The 20,836-nt window shown below is 40.4% G+C and carries 15 protein-coding genes; 8 read left to right on the forward strand and 7 right to left on the reverse strand.

Annotated elements, in window-relative coordinates; all coding sequences use genetic code 11:
- Nucleotides 1–32: 32 nt before the first annotated feature.
- From V6R21_RS11360 to V6R21_RS11370, 3 genes are all read left to right on the forward strand, one after another.
- Complete coding sequence (locus V6R21_RS11360; protein WP_334243727.1) at nt 33–1,553, forward strand: class I adenylate-forming enzyme family protein; 1,521 nt, start codon at nt 33–35, stop codon at nt 1,551–1,553.
- Nucleotides 1,546–2,388, forward strand: coding sequence for an alpha/beta fold hydrolase (locus V6R21_RS11365; protein WP_334243728.1), 843 nt, complete (start codon nt 1,546–1,548; stop codon nt 2,386–2,388). The genes V6R21_RS11360 and V6R21_RS11365 overlap by 8 nt, the downstream gene beginning before the upstream one ends.
- A gap of 99 nt (nt 2,389–2,487) precedes the next feature.
- Nucleotides 2,488–4,446 (forward strand): extracellular catalytic domain type 1 short-chain-length polyhydroxyalkanoate depolymerase, encoded by a 1,959-nt coding sequence (locus V6R21_RS11370; protein WP_334243729.1) that lies wholly within the window; start codon nt 2,488–2,490, stop codon nt 4,444–4,446.
- Nucleotides 4,447–4,514: 68 nt separating this feature from the next.
- Here V6R21_RS11370 and V6R21_RS11375 read toward each other — a convergent pair whose 3' ends face one another.
- Nucleotides 4,515–5,318, reverse strand: a complete 804-nt coding sequence (locus V6R21_RS11375) for a DUF3298 and DUF4163 domain-containing protein (RefSeq protein WP_334243730.1) — start codon at nt 5,316–5,318, stop codon at nt 4,515–4,517.
- Nucleotides 5,319–5,624: 306 nt separating this feature from the next.
- On the opposite strand from V6R21_RS11375, the gene V6R21_RS11380 reads away from it, so the two are divergent.
- The 3 genes from V6R21_RS11380 (at nt 5,625) to V6R21_RS11390 (ending at nt 7,685) form a co-directional block, all read left to right on the forward strand.
- On the forward strand, nt 5,625–5,903 hold the full coding sequence (locus V6R21_RS11380; protein WP_334243731.1) for an acylphosphatase: 279 nt from the start codon (nt 5,625–5,627) through the stop codon (nt 5,901–5,903).
- Nucleotides 5,904–6,075: 172 nt separating this feature from the next.
- Entirely contained in the window at nt 6,076–7,104 is a 1,029-nt protein-coding gene (locus tag V6R21_RS11385; protein WP_334243732.1) for a helix-turn-helix transcriptional regulator, read from the forward strand.
- Nucleotides 7,101–7,685 (forward strand): acyl carrier protein phosphodiesterase, encoded by a 585-nt coding sequence (locus tag V6R21_RS11390; RefSeq protein ID WP_334243733.1) that lies wholly within the window; start codon nt 7,101–7,103, stop codon nt 7,683–7,685. Before V6R21_RS11385 ends, V6R21_RS11390 begins: the two co-directional genes overlap by 4 nt.
- Before the next feature lie 77 nt (nt 7,686–7,762).
- Here the strand turns inward: V6R21_RS11390 and V6R21_RS11395 are convergent, their stop codons facing one another.
- Together V6R21_RS11395 and tgt are read right to left on the reverse strand one after the other, a co-directional pair.
- Nucleotides 7,763–11,137: a hypothetical protein gene (locus V6R21_RS11395; protein WP_334243734.1), complete on the reverse strand. Its 3,375-nt coding sequence runs from the start codon at nt 11,135–11,137 to the stop codon at nt 7,763–7,765.
- A gap of 249 nt (nt 11,138–11,386) precedes the next feature.
- Entirely contained in the window at nt 11,387–12,517 is a 1,131-nt protein-coding gene (gene tgt, locus V6R21_RS11400) for a tRNA guanosine(34) transglycosylase Tgt (RefSeq protein ID WP_334243735.1), read from the reverse strand.
- Nucleotides 12,518–12,772: 255 nt separating this feature from the next.
- Here tgt and V6R21_RS11405 point away from each other — a divergent pair, with 255 nt between their 5' ends.
- Nucleotides 12,773–13,816, forward strand: coding sequence for a sensor histidine kinase (locus tag V6R21_RS11405; RefSeq protein ID WP_334243736.1), 1,044 nt, complete (start codon nt 12,773–12,775; stop codon nt 13,814–13,816).
- A gap of 42 nt (nt 13,817–13,858) precedes the next feature.
- Here V6R21_RS11405 and V6R21_RS11410 read toward each other — a convergent pair whose 3' ends face one another.
- Nucleotides 13,859–15,295, reverse strand: coding sequence for an MATE family efflux transporter (locus V6R21_RS11410; protein ID WP_334243737.1), 1,437 nt, complete (start codon nt 15,293–15,295; stop codon nt 13,859–13,861).
- Nucleotides 15,296–15,480: 185 nt separating this feature from the next.
- Between V6R21_RS11410 and V6R21_RS11415 the strand changes: the two genes are divergently transcribed.
- Complete coding sequence (locus V6R21_RS11415; RefSeq protein WP_334243738.1) at nt 15,481–16,008, forward strand: DUF4385 domain-containing protein; 528 nt, start codon at nt 15,481–15,483, stop codon at nt 16,006–16,008.
- Between the two features lie 48 nt (nt 16,009–16,056).
- On the opposite strand, the gene V6R21_RS11420 is transcribed toward V6R21_RS11415, so the two are convergent.
- The 3 genes from V6R21_RS11420 to V6R21_RS11430 all read right to left on the reverse strand — a co-directional run bounded on the left by V6R21_RS11420 (nt 16,057) and on the right by V6R21_RS11430 (nt 20,033).
- Entirely contained in the window at nt 16,057–17,277 is a 1,221-nt protein-coding gene (locus V6R21_RS11420) for an NAD(P)-dependent oxidoreductase (protein WP_334243739.1), read from the reverse strand.
- 69 nt (nt 17,278–17,346) lie between these two features.
- Nucleotides 17,347–17,991: a leucine-rich repeat domain-containing protein gene (locus V6R21_RS11425; RefSeq protein WP_334243740.1), complete on the reverse strand. Its 645-nt coding sequence runs from the start codon at nt 17,989–17,991 to the stop codon at nt 17,347–17,349.
- Nucleotides 17,992–18,179: 188 nt separating this feature from the next.
- Nucleotides 18,180–20,033, reverse strand: a complete 1,854-nt coding sequence (locus tag V6R21_RS11430; RefSeq protein WP_334243741.1) for an AMP-dependent synthetase/ligase — start codon at nt 20,031–20,033, stop codon at nt 18,180–18,182.
- Nucleotides 20,034–20,836: the final 803 nt, after the last annotated feature.

The following is a 20,836-nucleotide window of genomic DNA, read 5'->3' on the forward strand; positions in this document are numbered from 1 at the left end:
TAATTTTTGACCTTGGATAGAAATAACTGAACATGGTAACAAAGGACTGGAGTTCGAAATGGGCAACTTTCAGCGGCAATAAAGTGGCGGTTAGGGAAGCCGACTCAAAGCGGGAGATCACTTACAGTGATTTGGACAGAAGAAGCCGGTTGTTGGCTTTGGCTCTTCAGCGGAAAGGGTTGAAAAAGGGGGATCGGGTAGCTGTTCTGGCGGAGTTTTGTTTGGAGTATGTCTTGCTGTTTGCTGTAGCCCAAAAGATAGGAATTATTCTCGTACCGCTTAATTACCGCCTTTCGGGAAGGGAATTGAACTACATGCTGGAGAATTCAAAGCCAGCATTGGTTATTACCGATTTTGCATATCAACACCTTGTAGAGATACAGCCAGACTATCAGTCTGTACCATTGAAATTATTGATTCAGGACTTACCTAATCTGGAAGATGATTTTCAGCAGTGGGGAAATGAGTTGGTGAAGGCAGACATTTCGGATGCTGACCCTGTATTTATACTATATACTTCTGGAACGACAGGTTTTCCGAAAGGAGCGATTTATACACATGGTATGATGTTCTGGAACAGTGTCAATACGCAGTTGCGGTTAGCACTCACTTCAGAAGACCATACAGTGGTTTGTATGCCACCTTTCCATACTGGAGGCTGGAATGTACTGCTCACTCCGTTGCTGATGCATGGCGCCACTATTACACTGATGCCTAAGTTTGATGCGGATAATATTCTCTCTGAACTGGAAGGGCAACAGGCGACCATTTTTATGGCGGTACCGACCATGCTCAAGATGATGGCGGACAGTCCTTTGTTTGATCAGGTGAAACTGGAAGCGCTAAGGTACTTTGTAGTGGGTGGAGAGGCAATGCCTATTCCTCTGATTGAAAAGTGGGCTACCAAAAATATACCTGTCCGTCAAGGTTTTGGACTGACAGAAACAGGCCCTAATATCACCTCTCTTCATCAGGATGATGCGATTCGTAAGAAAGGCTCAATTGGAATTCCTAATTTCTATGTGGAAATCATGTTGGCAGACGAGCAAGGAAAAGAAGTGATGGAAGGAGAAGTTGGGGAATTGCTGATCAGAGGACCAATCGTCACGCCGGGATATTGGCAAAATGAAGAGGCTACTGCAAAGTCATTTTTCGGGGAGTGGTTCCGTACAGGTGACTTGCTGAAACAAGACAGGGAAGGGTTCCTTTTTGTGATGGATCGTATCAAGCATATGTACATTTCTGGAGGTGAGAATGTTTATCCTGCCGAAGTGGAGCACATCTTTAGGGAAATAGAGGGAATAAAGGAAGTGGCAATTGTTGGAGTGCCTGACAAGAAATGGGGAGAAACAGGTTTGGCTTTTGTGGTTAGAAATAAGGAACTGAATGTAGAGGACGTGTTGAAAGCCTGTAAGGGGAAGCTTGCTAAATTCAAGTTACCAAAGCATATCCATTTTGTTGAGTACCTGCCTAAAGGCGATACCGGCAAACTGGATCGCAAGCAACTAAAACAAATGGCATTGGAACAGCTAGCCGAATTGGAAAATGTATAGGTGGTGGAAATATCAGGGACATCGGATAGCTTACCTTGATAATGGAGGGAAAGGCGAGACCATTATTTTCCTGCACGGTATGGGAAGCAACAGTCTGGCTTGGCAGTATGCAATAGCTGAACTGGAAGACTTCCGCTGTATTGCGCTGGATTTGCCAGGTTATGGTAAGTCGGAATGGATACCGACAGATGACCTCTTTGGCTGTTACAGGTCACTTCTAAAAGATTTTATTCTTCAGACTGGATTGAGAAAAGTCACGTTGGCAGGGCACTCCATGGGGGGACAACTTGCCCTGCTAGCAGCTTTTGATCTTCCGGAAAAAGTAGAAAGGCTTATCCTGTCAGCACCAGCAGGTCTGGAAACATTTACGGCTCAAGAGTCGGAAATGCTGAAAGCGGCTTTCTCTGTTGAAAATGTCTGTAACTGGGACGTGGAAGAGGTCCAACAGCATACCTTGAAAAACTTCTATTTTGCTTCTTCAGAAGCAGTACAAAAAGTAGTGGAAGAGCGAATAGCAAGGATGCAAAAGGACGGTTATGTGGAGTTTTGCAAGGCTGTGTCCTATGCTGTAAAAGGGATGTTGGAGCATCCAGTTGCCACAATGCTTCCAAAGCTGAGCATTCCTGTATTACTCTTTTTCGGTAAACAGGACGGGTATATTCCCAACACATTATTACACCCTTCTCTTACAACTGCACTATTGGTAGAAAAGACTGCTGAGACTATTAGCAACTGCCAATTCAAAATGATAGACCAGTGTGGACACTTTCCACACTTGGAACACCCTGAAGTTTTCTGTAAAGCTTTAGAAGAATGGATGGCTGTTACAGCTTGACCTACCTGCAAACTTCTCTCAATAATGAATGTTCCGTAGCCCTGTAAGCTGTACAGGGTTACATCTCCATATTCACCTTTCACCCTAATCGATAAACACATGAACCGATTGAACCACTCGCTACTGTTGGTCGTAAGTATGCTGTTTCTGTATACTACTGCCAACGCTCAACTCACCCAAGTATCAAGTTTCGGGTCTAATCCCGGAAACCTCACGATGTATTACCATGCACCTTCTGGAATTGGAAGTAACGTAGCTGTTGTAGTCGTTATGCATGGTTGTTCCCAAACGGCATCAGGATATGCAGCAGAAAGTGGATGGAACGTTTTGGCAGATACCTATGGCTTTTATGTCGTCTACCCTGAGCAGAAATCAGCCAATAACTCCTCCACCTGTTTTAACTGGTTTGAAACTGGAGATATCGCCAGAGGGCAAGGAGAAGCACTTTCCATCAAGAATATGGTAACCTATATGGTGAATACGTTTGGTGTAGATTCAGATAGGGCTTTTGTGACAGGGTTTTCAGCAGGAGGTGGTATGACCAATGTGATGTTGGCAGCTTATCCAGATGTGTTTGCTTCAGGAGCTGTGATGGCAGGGATTCCGTACAAGTCAGGAACAGGACTGACAGGTGCTTTTCAAGCCATGAATCCCGGCAACGATAAAACTCCGCTGCAATGGGGGAATCTGGTAAGAAATGCTTCATCGAATAGTGGTGACTGGCCTACAGTCGCGGTTTTTCATGGGACAAGTGACTATACTGTCAATTCCATGAACCTGTTGGAAACTGTAGAACAGTGGGTAAATGTACATGACCAAACGATTCAAAGTGCAAGTCAGGTAATAGCGAGTAGCAGTCAAAATGATTTCAATGGAGCAACTGGAGTAACCAGAAAAGGATATTCAGTTGGTGGGCAGGAGATAGTGGTAAGCTATAGTATCTCAGGAATGGGGCATGCGATTTCCATTGATCCGGGAAGTGGTACAGGACAGGGCGGACAAACAGGCAGCTATGCTGTCGACAAGGATTTATATTCATCCTATTGGGCTGCAGTTTTCTTTGGATTGACAGGAGCTGTTACGCCACCACCAACTGCCGATTTGAATGTTCCAACTGGTGTAACAGCTATAGCTACATCTTCATCTGCCATTGATATTAGTTGGACAGATACCAATACAGATGAGGCTGGCTACGTTGTGGAACGAGCATCAAGCAGTGGCGGGCCGTTTTCAGAGATAACCTCATTGGCTGCCAATACTGTAAGTTATACAGATGAAGGGTTAACTGCCGAGACGACCTATTACTATCGGGTTGCAGCTGAGGATGCTGATGGCGAAAAAGTATATGGAACGGTGGTCAGTGCAACAACTGACTCTGATGGAAATGGAGGTGGATCTACTACTGAAACATATGCCATTGAGCAGTTACTCGGACCTTACTTTTTTGCTCAGTTGGCAACATCAGATTGCGGACAGTCTTTTACGACAATATCAGCAGGGACATTGGAGAGTATTGAAGTGAAACTTAAATCAGCCATCAGCAATACAACGCTCAAGATTTTCAGTGGAAGTACGATATCTGGTACGCCAATTTACACCCAAACGGGGGTGAGTGCAGGTAGTGGATTGCAGACTATCACCCTTACAGCTCCGCCAGCCTTGGATGCCAATTCCAGTTATACCTTTTTTCTGGAAAATGCTTCTTTAGGTGTGAATTATACCAATGTATATAGTGGGGGTAGCTTCTTTTGTGACAATGTCAACTATGCCTATTATGATGCTTATTTTGTAATTAGTATTGCAGAAGCAAGTGGCGCAAGGTGGGCAGCTCAAACTATAAAGCCTCAAGTAGATTGGTACTTGGATAGTAAGCATGTATTAAGGTTTGGAGCTGAAAGTAGTGGTGTATTGACCTTGATTGGTCTGGATGGGAAGATGCTAATGAGAAAACCGGTTTCATCTGATAAGATCACAGTCCCGAATATTGTCCAAGGATTAGTGATTGGTATTTGGGAAACAGATAGTGGTGTGCAACGGAAAAAGCTTTTATTCAGGTAGAGGTAAAAACTGAAAGTAAAAACTCCGACATTTTGTAAGATGTCGGAGTTTTTTTGTTTGTCACAAACTTATTTGAGGATTTCCTGTAGCTCATACTCAGGAATGAAGAATACAATTTTGCCCTCAGAGTATGGCGCGATCTCATATGGATTGTAAAGGAATACAAGGTTTCCTTTTTCAAAAGTAAAGTTATTAGGCAACCTAAATTTACTGTCATCAAACCAGTATCCTGCTGACTTAAGGTCGTCATTATTGCCAAGGTTACGGCTGTCTCTAAAGTACTGTTCTGCTTTTTGGAGCAATAGCTCACGGTTATGTGCAGGAATCAGCTCCTCCAAAGTGATGATGGTTCCAGTGGCAGGGTCAAAGTTTCTGTAGATCACATACTGAATACCATGTACTCCTCCTGTAAACTCATAATAGTTGAATTCAAGAGACAACATAGCCTCATCATTGTTGATCACTTCTATATGAGTAGCTGCCTGATAGGGAGCAGAAAGCTTCGTTTTTACATAAGCATCTTTGTATGACTGAATAAAGGCTTCCATGCTTTCTTCAGGAGTGGCACGGTTGTATGATTCAGACATACTTAGGTGGTTTGTGATAAAAGTATTTAGTGTATCACGAATAGCTTTGTTTCCCCCAGTGGTAAAATGTGGGTAAGTGAAACTGATAAAAGAAGTGTTGTTGTCTCCTTCCAGCTCTTCATTTACATAAGACTTTTCCTGCTTTTCAGTAGTGAAATGGAGTTTGTTATTAATGGATTGGGCCTTGATTAACTCTGTTTGCTGTTCTTCACTTTTTGTGGGTTGCTGACAACTGAATAATGAAAAAGCCATCAGCAGGAACATGATTTGGAAAATATGCTTCATTGTTGGTCGATAGGTTTTATGTCATTATCCCTTCAGTAAAATGGGAGCTGGTGAATAAAATTGTTTGCGTAATAAATGTGAAATGAAAATCCAATTACCTGATGCAAACAAATATATGTGATATCTTATACTAGATTCACTAAAGTCTTGTTTGAAAAGGATTTTTTTAAGCTTTTTTAGTATTCAGCGGTTATTTATACCCAATGATTAAAATCCTTAAAAGTCAGTAAGTTCTACTATTGGAAGAAGTGTATAATGACTTATCAAATAAGTAATAACTAACAATTTTATACCCAAAAAACAGCTATGGAAAGACATTTGAATATCACTGTCACAGGGAATGTACAAGGGGTTGCCTATAGAGCATACACCCAGAAAAAAGCTACAGAACTAGGATTGAAAGGTTTTGTTCGCAATTTGGAAGATGGTTCGGTTTATCTGGAAATAGAAGGAGAGCAGTTACCGCTTGCAAAGATGCTTTCATGGTGCCAAAAAGGTTCACCAACTGCAAAAGTAACCAGTATGCAGGTCAAGATGGGACCTCTGAAAGGTTACCAACAATTTGATATTGATGGGATGAGATAATAAGAAATGTGCATTAGATGACATTTTTCTGTCTCAAAATTATAAATAAGGACGGATGTTCTCTATTTTTAAACCTTCGGGAAAACAGATTCCCGAGGGTTTTGTTTTTATAATGCTGAGGGAGATTTCCTCGGCAGTATCGTAGATTTTTTTAGCGGTAAAAATTGAAGGTATGCCTACTCAGGAAGTTGTAAGAAGCAGCAAGTTGTCTCTGTTGCGTTATATGCTGATCGACAGTATGATTCGAAGTAAGTTTAAACCATTCCCGACCAAGCAGGAAATATTGGATGCCTGTGAGGAACGCTTCGGAGTACGTTCTATCTCTACAATTGAAAAAGACCTCAATGCAATGCGCTTTGAGTTTGATGCGCCCATCGAATACAGCAAAAAAAGTAAAGGGTATTACTATAGTGACCCTAGTTTTAAGCTGTTGGGAATGAACTTTTCGAAAGAGAATCTGGAAGCGTTGCAGTTTGTTGGAATGTTGCTGGAAGGCTTCAGGGATCTGCCTGTGTTCAATGAGTTTTCAGATGCAGTGGATAAGGTATTGGATGGTGTGGAAATTACGAGGCAAGCCAACGACAGTGAAAGACCATTCGGAAATTTTATTCAAATTGATAAGTCAGGTTATATAAAAGGAAGTGATATTCTGGCGAACCTGATCAGGATTGTCAAGGAAAAAGGTGTTGTTCGTATTGGTTATCAGAAATTCGGGTCAGAGGAATGGAAACATTATACTGTCCATGCATACCTTCTGAAAGAATACAAGGACCTTTGGTACCTGACAGGTTTTGTTGAAGAGCGCAATGAAGTCAGGACCTTTGGTGTAGATAGGATTACCACAGTGGAAGAATTGAATAAGGGGCGGATCGAGGAGTCTGAAGTGAATTTTGATCCTGACAATTTCTTTAGGTACTGTTTAGGAGTGACTGCATTGGCCGAAGAACCTCAGGAGATCATGTTGTCTTTTACCCCTCAGATGGGAAATTATATCAAGACTTCGCCCGTACATCATACACAGGAAATCGTTCAGGATGATGAAGATGTGTGTGTGGTAAGGCTGAAGTTGGTCAACAACCATGAGTTGAGAAATTGGATTTTAGGTTTTGGTGCTTCAGTAAAAGTATTGAAACCTGAAAAATTGAAAGAGCAGATCAAGGAAGAAATACTTCAATCGATGCTGCATTACGACAAAGCATGAATTTTTTAGCACATATATATCTCTCTGCACAAGACGAGGATGAGATGGTAGGTAACTTTATGGGAGATTTTGTGAAGGGAAGAGACTTTGCTACCTATCCTGAAGCCATATCAAGGGGTATTCGTCTTCATAGACAAATTGATACCTTTACTGACCAGCATCCTGTATTTAGACAGAGTACAGCACTTTTAAGACCTTATAGTGGTAAGTATGCAGGTGTTTTGGCTGATGTATATTATGACCACTTTTTGGCTGCTAACTGGGAAAGTTTTTATAACCTTCCCTTACTTGATTTCTCTCTCCATTTCTATCAGAATATGGAACGGAATTACCAATACTTACCTGAGCGTGTCAAGGGCTTCTTTCCGAATATGCGAAGTAATAACTGGCTGGTTCATTATGGAGAAATGTGGGGAATAGAGCGATCGCTACAGGGCATTGACAACAGAACGAATGGCAAATCAAAATTGGGAGAGGGAGCTACTTGGTTAAGAGATCACTATGAGGAGCTGAAAGCACACTTTATGTTATTTATGCCAGAAGTTAGAAGTTTTGTAGAAGAGACAAGAGAAAACCTTTAATTGGGTTTTGAACAATATGTGTATAAAAAAGCCACTGATCTGTAATTGATCAGTGGCTTTCTTTTATTTCTATCTGATTAGAAGTCATGTCCTATTGTTAGGTAATACTTAGGTTTGTCACGACGGAAACCATCTTCAATGGCCCATGCCGCATCAAACTTCAGGTAATACCCCAATAGAGTTGAACGAGCTCCTGCACCGTGTCCCATTAGGAATGGTTCACTGAAGTTTTTGACAGTAGCCTTAAATGAACCACTTTCAATTACTTCGGTATTCAGATCGTTGTTTTCATCAAATGGACTGCCGTTAGACCATGCTGTACCAATATCAAAGAAAGCTGTAAACTGAAGGTTTCGGAAGAAGTTTGACTTCACTGTTTTCTTAGTAAAGAACTTCACAATTGGTAACCTGATTTCAGTATTCAGTAACATGTAGTTTTGCCCGTCCAGCTTGTTGTAGTTAAAGCCTCTAAGCGGTGCCGCAAACCTTGTAAATAACAGCTTACTGAGATCTTGAGCTTCTTCATTGATTGCTGTTCCACGAGGGTCTCTGTCGATACTGTTGAACATCCAGTTGTCCATACCACCTAAGCGGTAACGAGGCGTATTGCTACCAATAAAAGCACCGCCACTTAGTCTTGTTGCCCATGTCAGCGATCGGAAAATCTTTTGGTAATGGCGGATATCCACAGAAAGGTTAGCAAAGCTTTCAGCCAGTTCAGATAAGCCCATGTAGTTTTCTAACCTTACTTTTGCACGTGTACCTCGCATCATGTTTTGTCCAATCACGAAGCTATTGTCATAAACAAATTCTGCATTAAACCCTGAGTAAATTCTTACCACATCGGAAGTAGAGATGGCAGACAAGCTCATATCAGTAAATCGGGTATTCAATACAAATGGAGATACTGATAATCTGCTTCGAATTGTCAATGGGTACGAAACGCCCAGTTCCAGCATATTCAAGGCATACTTATGTTGGTATGCTGGGGTTTCTATATTGAGTGTACTTCTTTCAAATTTAGCTCTGTAGTCAAAGCGTTTTGGCAAGTACTCATATTCAATGTAAAAGCTAGCGTCATTCAAGTCCAAGGCACCAAACAAACCAGCATTGATCTTGTGGTTTTCAAGGATGTCGGTCATGTGTGGCTCAAGCAAGAGTCCCCAACCCCTTAGTGGGTCAATACGGAGTGTCGAGGTCATTTCCTCAACAGTGAATCGCTCCTTATACTCAATAGGCCTAGAGTAAAGAGGTTCTTCTCCTATCTCTTCTTGACGGGCTTGCAGTTTCTGCTTATAGCGTTCGAGGAAGCTTTTTCGCTTATTTTGAGAGAATGTGTCAAACTTGTAATTGTCAGTGTCAACTTCTTGCTCCTCAGGTTTCTTCTCAGCAATTTCTTCATCAGGATCCTCTTCAGGTAAGATCAAATCCTCTTTATTTTCAGTGTCAAGACTGTCGATTGTCTGAGTTTGTTGCCCTGTACTGTCATTTTCTGTGAGTTTTTTTAACTCTTCCTCCAAGCGCTTTTGCTCCTCTTCTTCCTGCTTCTTGCGTTCATTGGCAATACGGATACGTTCCTCGGCTTCTTTTTTCCTTAATTCTTCCAACTCTTTCTGCTTGCGGATTGCCTGAAGTTGTCTAACGTCCAGTATCTCCTGTCTAAATGTTTTTGGTGTAAACTTGGAAGTCTTGGCAGTGAAATCATCGTAATAGATATTTTCCTTGCCGTCCTCAAACATGACATAGACCATCTTGTCATCACGGATATGGTAATCTTTGATGGAATATTTGAAATCAGTCAACTGTGTAAAGACTGTATCCTCTAGGTTGAAATCGTATAACTCTGTAATACCTTTCTGAGAGCTGAGGAAAGTGAATTCCTCATTATTGAGAGGTATGGGTCTTGTTTCCTTACCAATATTGTTGGTCAAACGAGTTAACACTTCAGGGTCTTCCTTCTTATACATAAAGATATTGAAGTCTTCAGTGATATCGTGTGGATCAGCATCTATGACTTTGGTAGAGTCTACCGTTCTGTTAGAACTGAATACAATGTCCTTGTTATTAGGCATAAATGATGGTGTAAGGTCATCATAAATGTCCTTGGTGATCTGCCATGTTCTTCGTCTTTTCAGATCGTGGACAAAGATATCGCTTTGACCTCGTCTCTCTGCACTGATCGCTAGCTTGTTACCATCTGGAGCAACACTGAAGTCATTGATGTGTTCAAACTGGAATTCGATTTTCTTGGAAACATAACGGAAGAATTCCCAGAGTCCCCACTTTGAAGTATCATAAATCCACATGTAGTTTTTCCCTTTTGTCTGAGAGAAAACGACAAGGTCTTTATTGTCAATCCATCCCACAATAGGGGTGTCATAATCTATCTGTTGATTTACTACACGATATCCGCCTTTAAGAATGGTTTTAGTCTTACCTGTGATCATGTTACGGATTTTAACCTTGTATTTACCGTCGTCATTCTCTGTGTATGCAGCCCAAATTCCATCAGGGCTAAGGGATATCTTATTGTAGACCTTCTCTTTTCTGTTTTTCCGGATTACAGTAGCATCTTCAGGTAAAGTGTAGGAGTCTTCCACCTTCTTGTACTGATCTCTGTAGAACTTTTCCCAATCATTGATAAAGCTATTGTAGTCAATGCCCAACGTGTTTTCGATACTGACTTTTTCATCTCTAACAATACGGGTCAGGTTCAGTACACTGGATACATTGGCTTTACCATACTTTTCAGCCATGTAATTCCATATGGATTGTCCTACACGGCTAGCTTCCTGCCCTTCGAGGTAGCGAATTTTACCGACTTTCGGATTACGGCTAAAGAAGTCACGCATATAGTCATCCATCTCCTGAGACCATCCTTCGGCCATATACAGTGAGGCCCCTGACATAAACCAATCCGGAAGGTTGAGCAAGTAGCTATTTTTGAGCATATCCTTCAGGCTTCCTCCATACATCATCTCAAAAATAAAGGCATCAGAAATGCCGAGTGTCAACTCTTCCTGAAACTCATATTTATTACCGTTAAAGGCGATCTCCACTTCAGGGCGAATAAAGCGTGTCTGACCACTGGCAATATATCCTTGGAAATAAATACCAATGTTACTTTGCTGTAAGTCCTGAATGGAATTGTAAATAAGAAGCTTGGTCTTGTAATAAGGGGAGAAACCTACCAGTTCGGTGATACGTTTGAACTCTTCTTCTACGTATTCAGCCGTTAACTTGGCAACAGTATAACCGTTGTCATAGTAATAGATTTCAAAATGGGGAGATTCGATGTATCGCCATTCAAATTTCTTGAACTGAAGTCGGTTCTTTCCATACTTGTATGGATGAAAGAATGACTGGGATTGTCCTATCGCTTGGATAGAGGTAAACAATCCTAGTAATAATATAAGTAGAAACTTGTACTTTTTGCAGAGTATGTTAGTCATAGAGCAGCTCAAATTTCAGCCATTTTTGAGTCGAAAGGATCGCTATCTTCCATATGCAGAAGCTATATAAAGCTAGCGTAAGGTTGTGTAATATACAAAAGGGTTTTGGTTAAAAACTATTGTATAATGATAAGATAGGAAAAAAATCTAAGTAAAAAATACTAGTGTACTGGTAATAATTTAATTAGGGTTCTGAAGGTCAGGGAAGTGTAGGCTTTCACCTAACCTTCAGGTGTACCCGTAAGCGGATTATAACCTTTGCATCAGTTTTTTGACCATGATATCTTTCCACTCTCTGAAGTCTCCTTCAATGATATGTTTTCGGGCTTCTTTTACAAGCCACAGATAAAATGTAAGGTTGTGTACACTTGCTATTTGTGCTGCAAGTAACTCTTGGGCACGCATCAGGTGTCTAAGGTAAGCCTTTGAATAAAATGTACTTACATATCCTCCCAATTCCTCATCTATTGGTGAGAAATCACGCTCCCATTTTTGGTTTTTGATATTGATGATACCTTGGGTGGTAAACAGTTGACCGTGGCGAGCCTGTCTTGTAGGCATTACGCAGTCAAACATATCGATTCCCAACCCAATTCCTTCAAGAATATTGGCAGGCGTACCAACTCCCATCAGGTATCTTGGTTTGTCTTTTGGAAGAATGTCTGTTACAAGATCAGTCATCTCGTACATATCTTCAGCTGGTTCACCCACTGAAAGTCCACCAATGGCATTGCCTTCACGCTCAAAGCTGGCGATGGTTTCTGCCGATTGGATACGAAGATCCTTGAATGTACTTCCCTGTACAATTGGGAATAGGGTCTGGCTGTACCCATATTTGTCTTCTGTTGAATCAAAACGGTCTACGCAACGCTTAAGCCAACGATGGGTACGCTCCATAGAAGTCTTAGCATATTGGTGGTCACATGGATAAGGAGTGCACTCATCAAAAGCCATAATGATATCCGCACCGATGGTACGCTGAATGTCCATGATGTTTTCAGGTGTGAAAACGTGTTTTGAACCGTCAATATGAGATTTAAAGACAACGCCTTCTTCCTTGATTTTCCTGTTGTTTGACAAAGAGAAAACCTGATACCCGCCACTGTCAGTAAGGATAGGTTTATCCCAGCCATTGAATTTATGCAGACCGCCAGCTTGTTCTATTGTTTCCAGTCCCGGACGCAAGTACAGGTGGTAAGTGTTTCCCAGAATAATCTCAGCTTTGACATCTTCTTTCAGCTCACGTTGGTGAACCGCCTTAACGGTACCTTGTGTACCGACAGGCATAAAGATAGGTGTCTGTATTTTACCGTGGTCAGTAGTGATTTCGCCCACCCTTGCTTTGGATTGGGCATCTGTATATTGAAGTTCAAATTTCATCTGTTCAGAAAATTTATGTATTGAAGGAATCCTGATACAAACCAAAAATTCCCATTGGCTGAAAGCCAGTCAAAAACGTGCAAATTTACGAAAAAAAATTGTGAAGCGAAGTCTATAAATATTTGTGAGGTAAAATGTACGTTCTCAATCTTTTTATTACGTGGGAGAGGAAATGCCAGACTCTTAAGACACAGTTAGGGAATGGATGATTACATTTTGAGGGTATGCTTAAATTTAACCACAATCCCATTTGTCATGAATTTATACAGATACCTATCACAGTTTAGTCTTATGAAACGCTTTTCTACCAAGTTTTTGGTGATTGCGTTTTTTGGAACCCATATACCCCTTATCGGTATTATTGTTTACCTGTCTTTTGCCGAAACCCCTTCCCAGACGTCCATTCTCCTGACTACTTTAGGGTTGACTTTGATTGCGACAGCCATGACTTTGTATTTGCAGCATGAACTGTTGGCTCCAATCTACCTATCTCAAAAAGCCTTGGAAGAATATGTTGAATCAAGGATATTACCTGAGCTGCCTAATGACTTGCCAGATGAGGTAGGAGTACTGATGCAAAAAATCAATATTGCTTTGGGTACACTTGATGATATGTATAAGGAAAAGGACGATATGATGGCATTGTTGTCTCATGATTTAAGGTCTCCCTTGAATAGAGTCTTGAGTTTGGTTGACTTGATCACACTCACTAAGGATGAAGAAAAAATGCCGGAGTTTCTAGAGATGATCAAGTCTGCATGTACACAGCAACTTGATCTGCTTCATCATACACTTATGCTTATGAAAGAAGACCATACTACTTCTTTAGAAAAAGTGGAAGATATTTCATTGGATGAAGTGATCAATTATTTGGAGACTTCATTTTCACAGCAGATTGATTTCAAGAAGTTGAAAATCAATAAAGATTATGATACTTCAATGATGATTAAGGGAGACAGGTATTTAATGTGCGAAGTTCTTCAGAATCTGCTTAATAATGCGATTAAGTTTTCACCTTATGGAAAAGAGATAACAGTCAAAGGTGTAAATGAGGAAGCCAAATGTTTGGTGTCTGTTGAAGATGAAGGGATCGGTTTTGATGATCGAATTGCAGCAAAACTTTTTGACCGATTTACCTCTGTTGGAAGAAAGGGGACAGCAGGGGAAGAATCCAACGGTATTGGGTTGCACTTGAGCCGTAAGATTATCATGAAACACAAAGGAACCTTGACAGCTTATAGCAAAGGAGAAAACAAAGGCTCCAAGTTTACCATTGAGTTGCCTACTTGGAATAATTAATTTAAAAGCCCTGTAACAAGTTCGTTACAGGGCTTTAATTTTTTAAAGATGGTCTACAAGGTTTCTGACCCATTTGCCTGACTGCATACGCCAAGAGACCACAATAATTCTGAGAATTTCTTCTATTGAAACGGCTATATAGACCAAGTAAACAGGTAGGTTAAATACGAATGCAGCCAACAATCCGATGGGAATTGAAAATACCCAAGTACTGAAGAGTCCTAGTCTGGTTGTAAACTTGGTGTCGCCTCCGCTACGAAGTACCCCCCCTCCAATAATCATATTTGAAACCTTTATAGGAAACAGTACTGAAAAGATAATACATATGGTTCTGGCATAAGAGGCTGCTTCCGGAGGTACATTATAGGCATCTATATATTTCCATGAAGTAATTGCAATGACAAATGCCAATGGAATAGTAATGATAAGTCCTGTTGAAACAATTTTTTTAGCAGAAGCCATCCCATAACGTAACTTTCCGGCGCCAAGCTGCTGTCCTATCAGAATCGCTGCTGCGGCACTCAAACCTGTGAAAAACCCAATGGTCAAAGCTTGTAATGGAAAAGTCATTGTAATGGCAGCAACCTCACTGGTACCCATTCTGCCATAAATAAACATGTAAGCAGATTCTCCAACAGCCCAAGAGAAGTCGCCGAGCATCAAGGGGAGACTGACTAGCAAGATGGGTTTCAATATGGACCAAGGTACGCTGGTAAGCTGTTTGAAAGAAAAGCTTCCTGTCAGTTTTCTTCGGTAGACAATTGCTAAAAGGACGATCGCTTCAAAAAACTGAGAGATAACCGTAGCGATGGCAGCGCCTTTTAATCCCTCTATTGCAGAAGGGACACTTCCCATAAACGTAATTGTATTCTCTTGCCAATAAGGATATCCTGCTACTCCGAAGATCAAAATGTAATTCAAAATTGTATTGAGAATGACCTTCGCAATACCAATTTTCATGATCAGTTTTGCAAAACCAGTACTTCTAAGAACTGCTCCATAAATTACAGATAACATAAGGGGCAAAAAGCCAATTGCGTTGATGACCTGATATAAAACCCCTTGTTCTATCACATCCTGATCTACGGTAAAAAGGTGCATCAATTGGGATGGGAAAAACACACAAACCACTCCTGCTAGCAAAGTGATGCCTCCTCCCAGCAGTAGCATGCTGCCCACTACTTGAGCAATTTTGCTGTAATCCTTTTTACCCCAGAATTGAGCAACGTATACACTGCCACCACCTGCCATTGCCATCAGTACAAAGGTGTAAATAAAGATTGGTCTCAAACCTAACCCTACGGCTGCAATGGTTTGTTCCCCTAGCTGTCCTACCATAATCTGATCAATCATATTTAGGGATGATTGAAGCAGACTTTGCATAGAAATGGGAAGTGCAACATGCAATAAATCCTTAAAAAAGGACTTGTGTTTGAATAGTTGCTGAGGTTTTCTGGCAATAGCCATTGTGTTTTTCATAAACCCTTAAATCAAAATCAAGCCGCAAATATACTGAGCGTATTCAAATGGCATGTTGAAATAGGGTGAATTTTGAATAATATTTTGGACTACCTTTTATCTTAACAAACCTGTTAGGGGAATTATCTTTTGGAATCAGCTTTTTATAAGAAAAGAATGTTATGTGATTAAAAATGGGCATTGCTATGGCAAGAAACGCATTCAACTATCAGCTGGACTTTGAGCATACTAACTTTAGAAAACATCCTGAGTTGTATAGAATTGGAATAGGAGAACAAGGGGTGTTATTGGTACAGCCATACAAAAGTGAACTGCTACCGCATTGGCGTTTTAAGACAGAGGAAGCTGCAAAAGTATCAGCTGAGAAAATCTATAGCATGTTTGAGGTATACCTTCAGGCAAATGACTTTGTGGGTGCTGATATGGCTAGAAAATTTTTGCAGATGGGTTTTACAAGGGCTAGGCGTTACGCCAATCATAAAAGTGGTAAAAAGTACCGTGATTCAGCTGATGACAAAACAGAAGGATTGTCTTATCCTTACTCAAGTGGAAGCAAGAATAAAGGCAATGAGATATTACCAACAGAAACGGATGCATTGACCAATGAAAAAGCAAGGGCAGCTGCCGTATTTAAACACTTTTGGTGTAAGGCAAAAGACCATACTGAATACCAAAAACAAAAGGAAGCTTTTAAGGCTAAATACTACCAATAAAGATAAAGGGACCATCATTTGCATGAAAAGTCCCTTTACTGTTAAAGCTTAATTCTTGAAGACAAAGTCTTCCATATAATCAAATTTCTTGGTCAGCTCACCTCCACTGGCAATGGTAGCATTACAGATAATTCCATGAGGGTCACTGTTGAGCAGGAGTGGAATGATCTCCTCCAAAAGTGACTGACCAAATCCTTCTGAGGCATCTTTTGGAAGTTCACAAGGTAGGTTGTCTACCGCCATTACCGTGATGTTGTCTGGATCAGAAAAAGCAGGAGCTTCTTCTCCAGTTATCCTATTATAGTCATAGATAGGGTCAGCGATGGTACTTGGTCTGAGCGTAGACGGAATCGGGTCTGCGATATCACAGCTGATGTCTGCTATCAGGCGGATACGGAAGTCTGCTGCTTTTGCTTGCTCTTGAGTAAAGAAAACAGGAGAAGTATTGTCCCAGAAGTGTCCAGCAATAAACAAGTCTGTATTACGGTAAAAGCGTTGGAAGTTTGATTCATACTCTTCACCATGGTTGTAAAAGTGGCTGTACTCAAATGGTTTCCCGTCTTTGTGTTTTACATAGTCTTCCGCATCAATCCAGCAATATACAGGCTCGTCAAATGTTTTGTTGAGATATTCCTCTACCTCCACTTTACGTAATGATAAGGCCTCCAATATTTCATTGGCTCCTTTGGCTACCCTTCCACTACCAGTCAAGAGAATCTTGATAGGAGATAGTTCTACTTTTTCTAACTCATGTAGCATTTCCTGCATGTCATCACATTGATTTGCAGGCTTGAGTTCATAAGCTTTTTCTCTTTTGCCATATGCCAGAATACCATTATAGGCTCCTACAATACCTGCATACCTTCCAAATCCCAATACTCTATTTCCCTGTGGATATGTAAGGCACTCATAGTCCGTAAGGCTAATCTGCTTATCAATAATTGCCTTGATCAAAGGCTGGTTATATGGCTGAAGCTTATGGGTATGTGAGAAGAAGAAATATTGCTTCTCAGGCATCAATTGGGAGATAGGTACTTCCTTGACACCAAAAAGAATATCGCAGTCAGAGAGATCTTCTTTCATCTCTATGCCCTTAGCTTCGTATTCTTCATCCGAAAAACACCTGATTGGACTGGGCTGTACAAATAGTTCAGCAGCTGGATATAAGTCTTTGATCTGTTTACACTGTTCTGGAGTAAACGGAACACGTTTGTCTGGCGGGTTTTTGCCCTCCCTGATAATGCCAATGCGATGTGTCTTGTTGTTCATTCAGTAAAAAGGGGTTTGTGTTTATAGTTAGTGTATCTATTAATGGATATTGAATTTAATTGAAAACATTTAGTCTTCAATGATAAGCTTGCAGTCAGGGTGAGATTTTCTGAAAGCATTGATTTCCTGTTGGCTGACAGTTTCCTGACTGATATAGAGTTCTTCCAGATTGCTAAGTTCATACAGCATCATCAAAGAGTCTATGCTTGTTTCACGTAAATCTAGCTTTTTGAGTGTATGTTGGTTACGTAATGGTGCCAACTCACTGATGTCCGTGTCTTTTGCCGAGAATTCTTCCAGTTGCATAGAGGAAAGTGGCATCAGCTCATCAATATAAGTATGGTCAATATGAAGGACCCTAATACTGTTATTCAGCATGAGGCTTTCAAGTGAATCTATTGGTGTATGGCTGATATACAGCTCTTCCAAAAGAGGGAAATACATCAAGGGAAAAAGGGTGTCAATATCCGCATTCTGAAGGTAAATACGTCTCAACTGAAGCAAGTTGTGAAGAAACATGGTATCAGGCCAAAGTGGAGCTGATATTTCATCACCAAAAATGGATACGTATGCCTCCAGTGGAGAAGTATTGGCTTTTTGGGCAAATGCCTTTTGAATTGTATTGCTGTCTGTCTGTTCTTCCTGAAACCTGAGACTAACCATCAGGTTTGTCTTCCATTCATCTGGTAGTTTGCGCCAATCAGTGCTTTTCATATAGTAATTCGTTTAGTCATTTGTGGCCTAATATTTTTGCGACGCAAAAAACGATGCAAAATGTCAATGCAAGATACGACAGTGGAAGAGTTGGTGCAAGTAGTAAAAGTAGGCTGTTGCCATAATAAAAGGGTATCCCAACAGTAGCTGGAATACCCTTTTGTTTTAATTATAGTCAGATAACTTGCCTAGTTTGGACTTTCAACTGATTGTCCTTCGTATATCTGATCGATCAAATCCTGATGCTTTTTCAAGATAATACGGCGCTTGGGTTTCATGGTAGGTGTAAGCTCGGCTTCACTGCCATCAGTCTTCTCTGCTTCCCATGTAGCCCCAACCAGTGCAAATTTCTTGATCTGTTCGATATGACTGAACTCGGGGTTATACATATCTATAATTTTTTGGTAATACTCCAATACTTCAGTCTTTTGAATGACTTCACCTAAAGTGGTCCATTGGATATTTTTATGGTCACACCAGTCTTTCAAGGCTTCTTCTGCCGGAACGATCAGTGCAGAAACAAATTTGCGCTGTTCACCTACAACCATGATTTGTTCAATGAGAAAATCTTCTTTGAACCTATTCTCGATTGGAGCTGGAGCCACATATTTACCTCCGGATGTTTTCAGAAGCTCTTTCTTACGGTCTGTGATTTTCAGGAACTGCATGCCATTTCTTTCCACCAGTTTGCCTATGTCTCCAGTTTTGAACCAAACATCACCATCGATCTCAACCATTACTTTGGCTGTTTCCTCAGGTTTCATGTAATATCCTTTCATGATATTAGGTCCTTTGGCGAGTAGCTCTCCCTCACCTTCAGCATAATTGCCATCGCTGCTGTCAATTCTTAATTCCACATTACTTAGTGCAGGTCCAATTGTTCCTAATAAAGCACCATTTTTCTCGAAACGTCCAATAGCCAAACCTGGAGAAGTTTCTGTAAGTCCATAGCCTTCTCGGATAGGAATACCCGCAGCGGAAAATACCTGTGCAATTTTCATAGGCAAAGGAGCTGCACCAGAAATAATGCCTTTCACATTTCCTCCAAGTGCTGCACGCCATTTACTGAAAATCAGTTTATCAGCAATAGCCCACTTAATGCCCTCAATAAAACCGTACTGCTTGTCATACTCAAAGCTTTTGGTCAGGTTTAATGCCCAGAAAAACAACGTGCGCTTGATACCTGTGAGGTCAAGACCTTTATTGTAGATCTTTTCATATACCTTTTCCAGCAGGCGAGGCACTGATGTAAAGAAGTGTGGTTTCACTGCTTGAATATCGCCATCCTCACCTCCAAGGTTATCCGTGCCAACATAATGTACATTGACGCCATTGGCAATATAGAAGTAAGTGGTTGTGCGTTCAAATATGTGGCATAGTGGAAGGAAACTCAATGTACGGTCGCCAGGTTCCAAAGGTGTGATGTCTCTTACATCCATCACATTGACCAATATATTATGGTGTGTCAGCATAACCCCTTTAGGGTTACCGGTAGTACCAGAAGTATAGATGATGGTAGCTAGGTCATCTGCTTTTACAGCATCTCGAAGTTGCTCCAGTTCACTGTTGAGCTCATTGGTGAAAATGTCTTTCCAGAACTTGCAGCCTTTACGTTCGTCAAAGACGAAGACTTCCTGAATGGAAGCTACATTCTGCTGTGCCAACGTTACCTTTTCGTAGAGATCAGCACCACCCACAAAACAGAACTTCACCTCTGTTTCATTGAAAATATACTCATATTCTCTTGGGCTAATAGTTGGGTATACAGGGACACTGATAGCTCCAATCTGTTGGATGGCCATATCCATCATCACCCATTCAGGTCGGTTCTGATAGGCCGCAATTGCAATTCGGTCACCAGGCTTTACGCCTAACTTCAGTAAACCTCTGCCGGCGTGGTTAATAATTTCCACGGCTTCTTCTGTACTGAAGTGTACCCAATTGCCTTTGTTTCTGTATCCAAATGCTTTGGATTGAGGGAAATTCTTTAATTGGAAATAAAGCAAATCAAAGAGACGGGTCGCTTCTTGGATGTTTTTCATTGTTTCCGAGTTAGTTGTTTTAATAGGATTTAGTTTTGCGAATTTGCATAAACTACAATAATAACAAGGCGCTTTCTAGCAGATTAGTGTATGTATGCATGTTTTTACCTTGTTATTCTTTTAAACTGTACTGAAAAACAAATATATACTCGTTCTCCAGTAAATAATGATGTTGATTATTGGATCTTAAATTATTGTTATTTAGAGAGTATATCTGAAAAAAACAATCTAAAGAGCTATAATATTTGGATTATAGTTGTTTTGGTGTGCTAGATCGAAAGTACGTATTCATTTAATGGGGTGTTTTTACTACAGGTAGGTTAATGTTACTGCATAAAAAATCAGCCAGATAAGCATTTCAGTTCTATAGGTAGATTCTACTATTGATGATACTTACTGTAGTATCATTAAGACTATTTGAAGTAATTATATGGATGAGGGACTTGTTGTTTTTTGTATAAAAATACTAAACTGATTAATAATTTGATATTGAGTGTGTTGTTTTTTTAAAATACTGTAACCGATTCATATATAATGATTATGTAGTCAGAAAAGGCTATTTAAGTTATGATCAATAGTTAATTATATTTAAATTTATTGAATTATTAATGGGAGGTGCTATAGGTTGCTAATGAGTTGTTTGTAGCCTTATATCTACCCTTGAATAGATTTAAAGGTGATTTTTAAACTAGAAAATCAAATTTTTATTAACCTTAATTTTTAACTCACGTAAAAATGAAATATCAATATTAAGATCGATGTAAAACTATTTTTTGTTTAAACATCGAGATTCTTTTCGTATT

The sequence above is a fragment of the Limibacter armeniacum genome (assembly GCF_036880985.1).
Lineage (GTDB): Bacteria > Bacteroidota > Bacteroidia > Cytophagales > Flammeovirgaceae > Limibacter > Limibacter armeniacum.

What these genes read in the sequence shown, in the direction of transcription:
- V6R21_RS11360 (WP_334243727.1), top strand. Translation starts at nt 33, where the DNA reads ATGGTAACAAAGGACTGGAGTTCGAAATGGGCAACTTTCAGCGGCAAT.
- V6R21_RS11365 (WP_334243728.1), top strand. Translation starts at nt 1,546, where the DNA reads ATGTATAGGTGGTGGAAATATCAGGGACATCGGATAGCTTACCTTGAT.
- V6R21_RS11370 (WP_334243729.1), top strand. Translation starts at nt 2,488, where the DNA reads ATGAACCGATTGAACCACTCGCTACTGTTGGTCGTAAGTATGCTGTTT.
- V6R21_RS11375 (WP_334243730.1), bottom strand. Translation starts at nt 5,318, where the DNA reads ATGAAGCATATTTTCCAAATCATGTTCCTGCTGATGGCTTTTTCATTA.
- V6R21_RS11380 (WP_334243731.1), top strand. Translation starts at nt 5,625, where the DNA reads ATGGAAAGACATTTGAATATCACTGTCACAGGGAATGTACAAGGGGTT.
- V6R21_RS11385 (WP_334243732.1), top strand. Translation starts at nt 6,076, where the DNA reads ATGCCTACTCAGGAAGTTGTAAGAAGCAGCAAGTTGTCTCTGTTGCGT.
- V6R21_RS11390 (WP_334243733.1), top strand. Translation starts at nt 7,101, where the DNA reads ATGAATTTTTTAGCACATATATATCTCTCTGCACAAGACGAGGATGAG.
- V6R21_RS11395 (WP_334243734.1), bottom strand. Translation starts at nt 11,137, where the DNA reads ATGACTAACATACTCTGCAAAAAGTACAAGTTTCTACTTATATTATTA.
- tgt (WP_334243735.1), bottom strand. Translation starts at nt 12,517, where the DNA reads ATGAAATTTGAACTTCAATATACAGATGCCCAATCCAAAGCAAGGGTG.
- V6R21_RS11405 (WP_334243736.1), top strand. Translation starts at nt 12,773, where the DNA reads ATGAATTTATACAGATACCTATCACAGTTTAGTCTTATGAAACGCTTT.
- V6R21_RS11410 (WP_334243737.1), bottom strand. Translation starts at nt 15,295, where the DNA reads ATGAAAAACACAATGGCTATTGCCAGAAAACCTCAGCAACTATTCAAA.
- V6R21_RS11415 (WP_334243738.1), top strand. Translation starts at nt 15,481, where the DNA reads ATGGCAAGAAACGCATTCAACTATCAGCTGGACTTTGAGCATACTAAC.
- V6R21_RS11420 (WP_334243739.1), bottom strand. Translation starts at nt 17,277, where the DNA reads ATGAACAACAAGACACATCGCATTGGCATTATCAGGGAGGGCAAAAAC.
- V6R21_RS11425 (WP_334243740.1), bottom strand. Translation starts at nt 17,991, where the DNA reads ATGAAAAGCACTGATTGGCGCAAACTACCAGATGAATGGAAGACAAAC.
- V6R21_RS11430 (WP_334243741.1), bottom strand. Translation starts at nt 20,033, where the DNA reads ATGAAAAACATCCAAGAAGCGACCCGTCTCTTTGATTTGCTTTATTTC.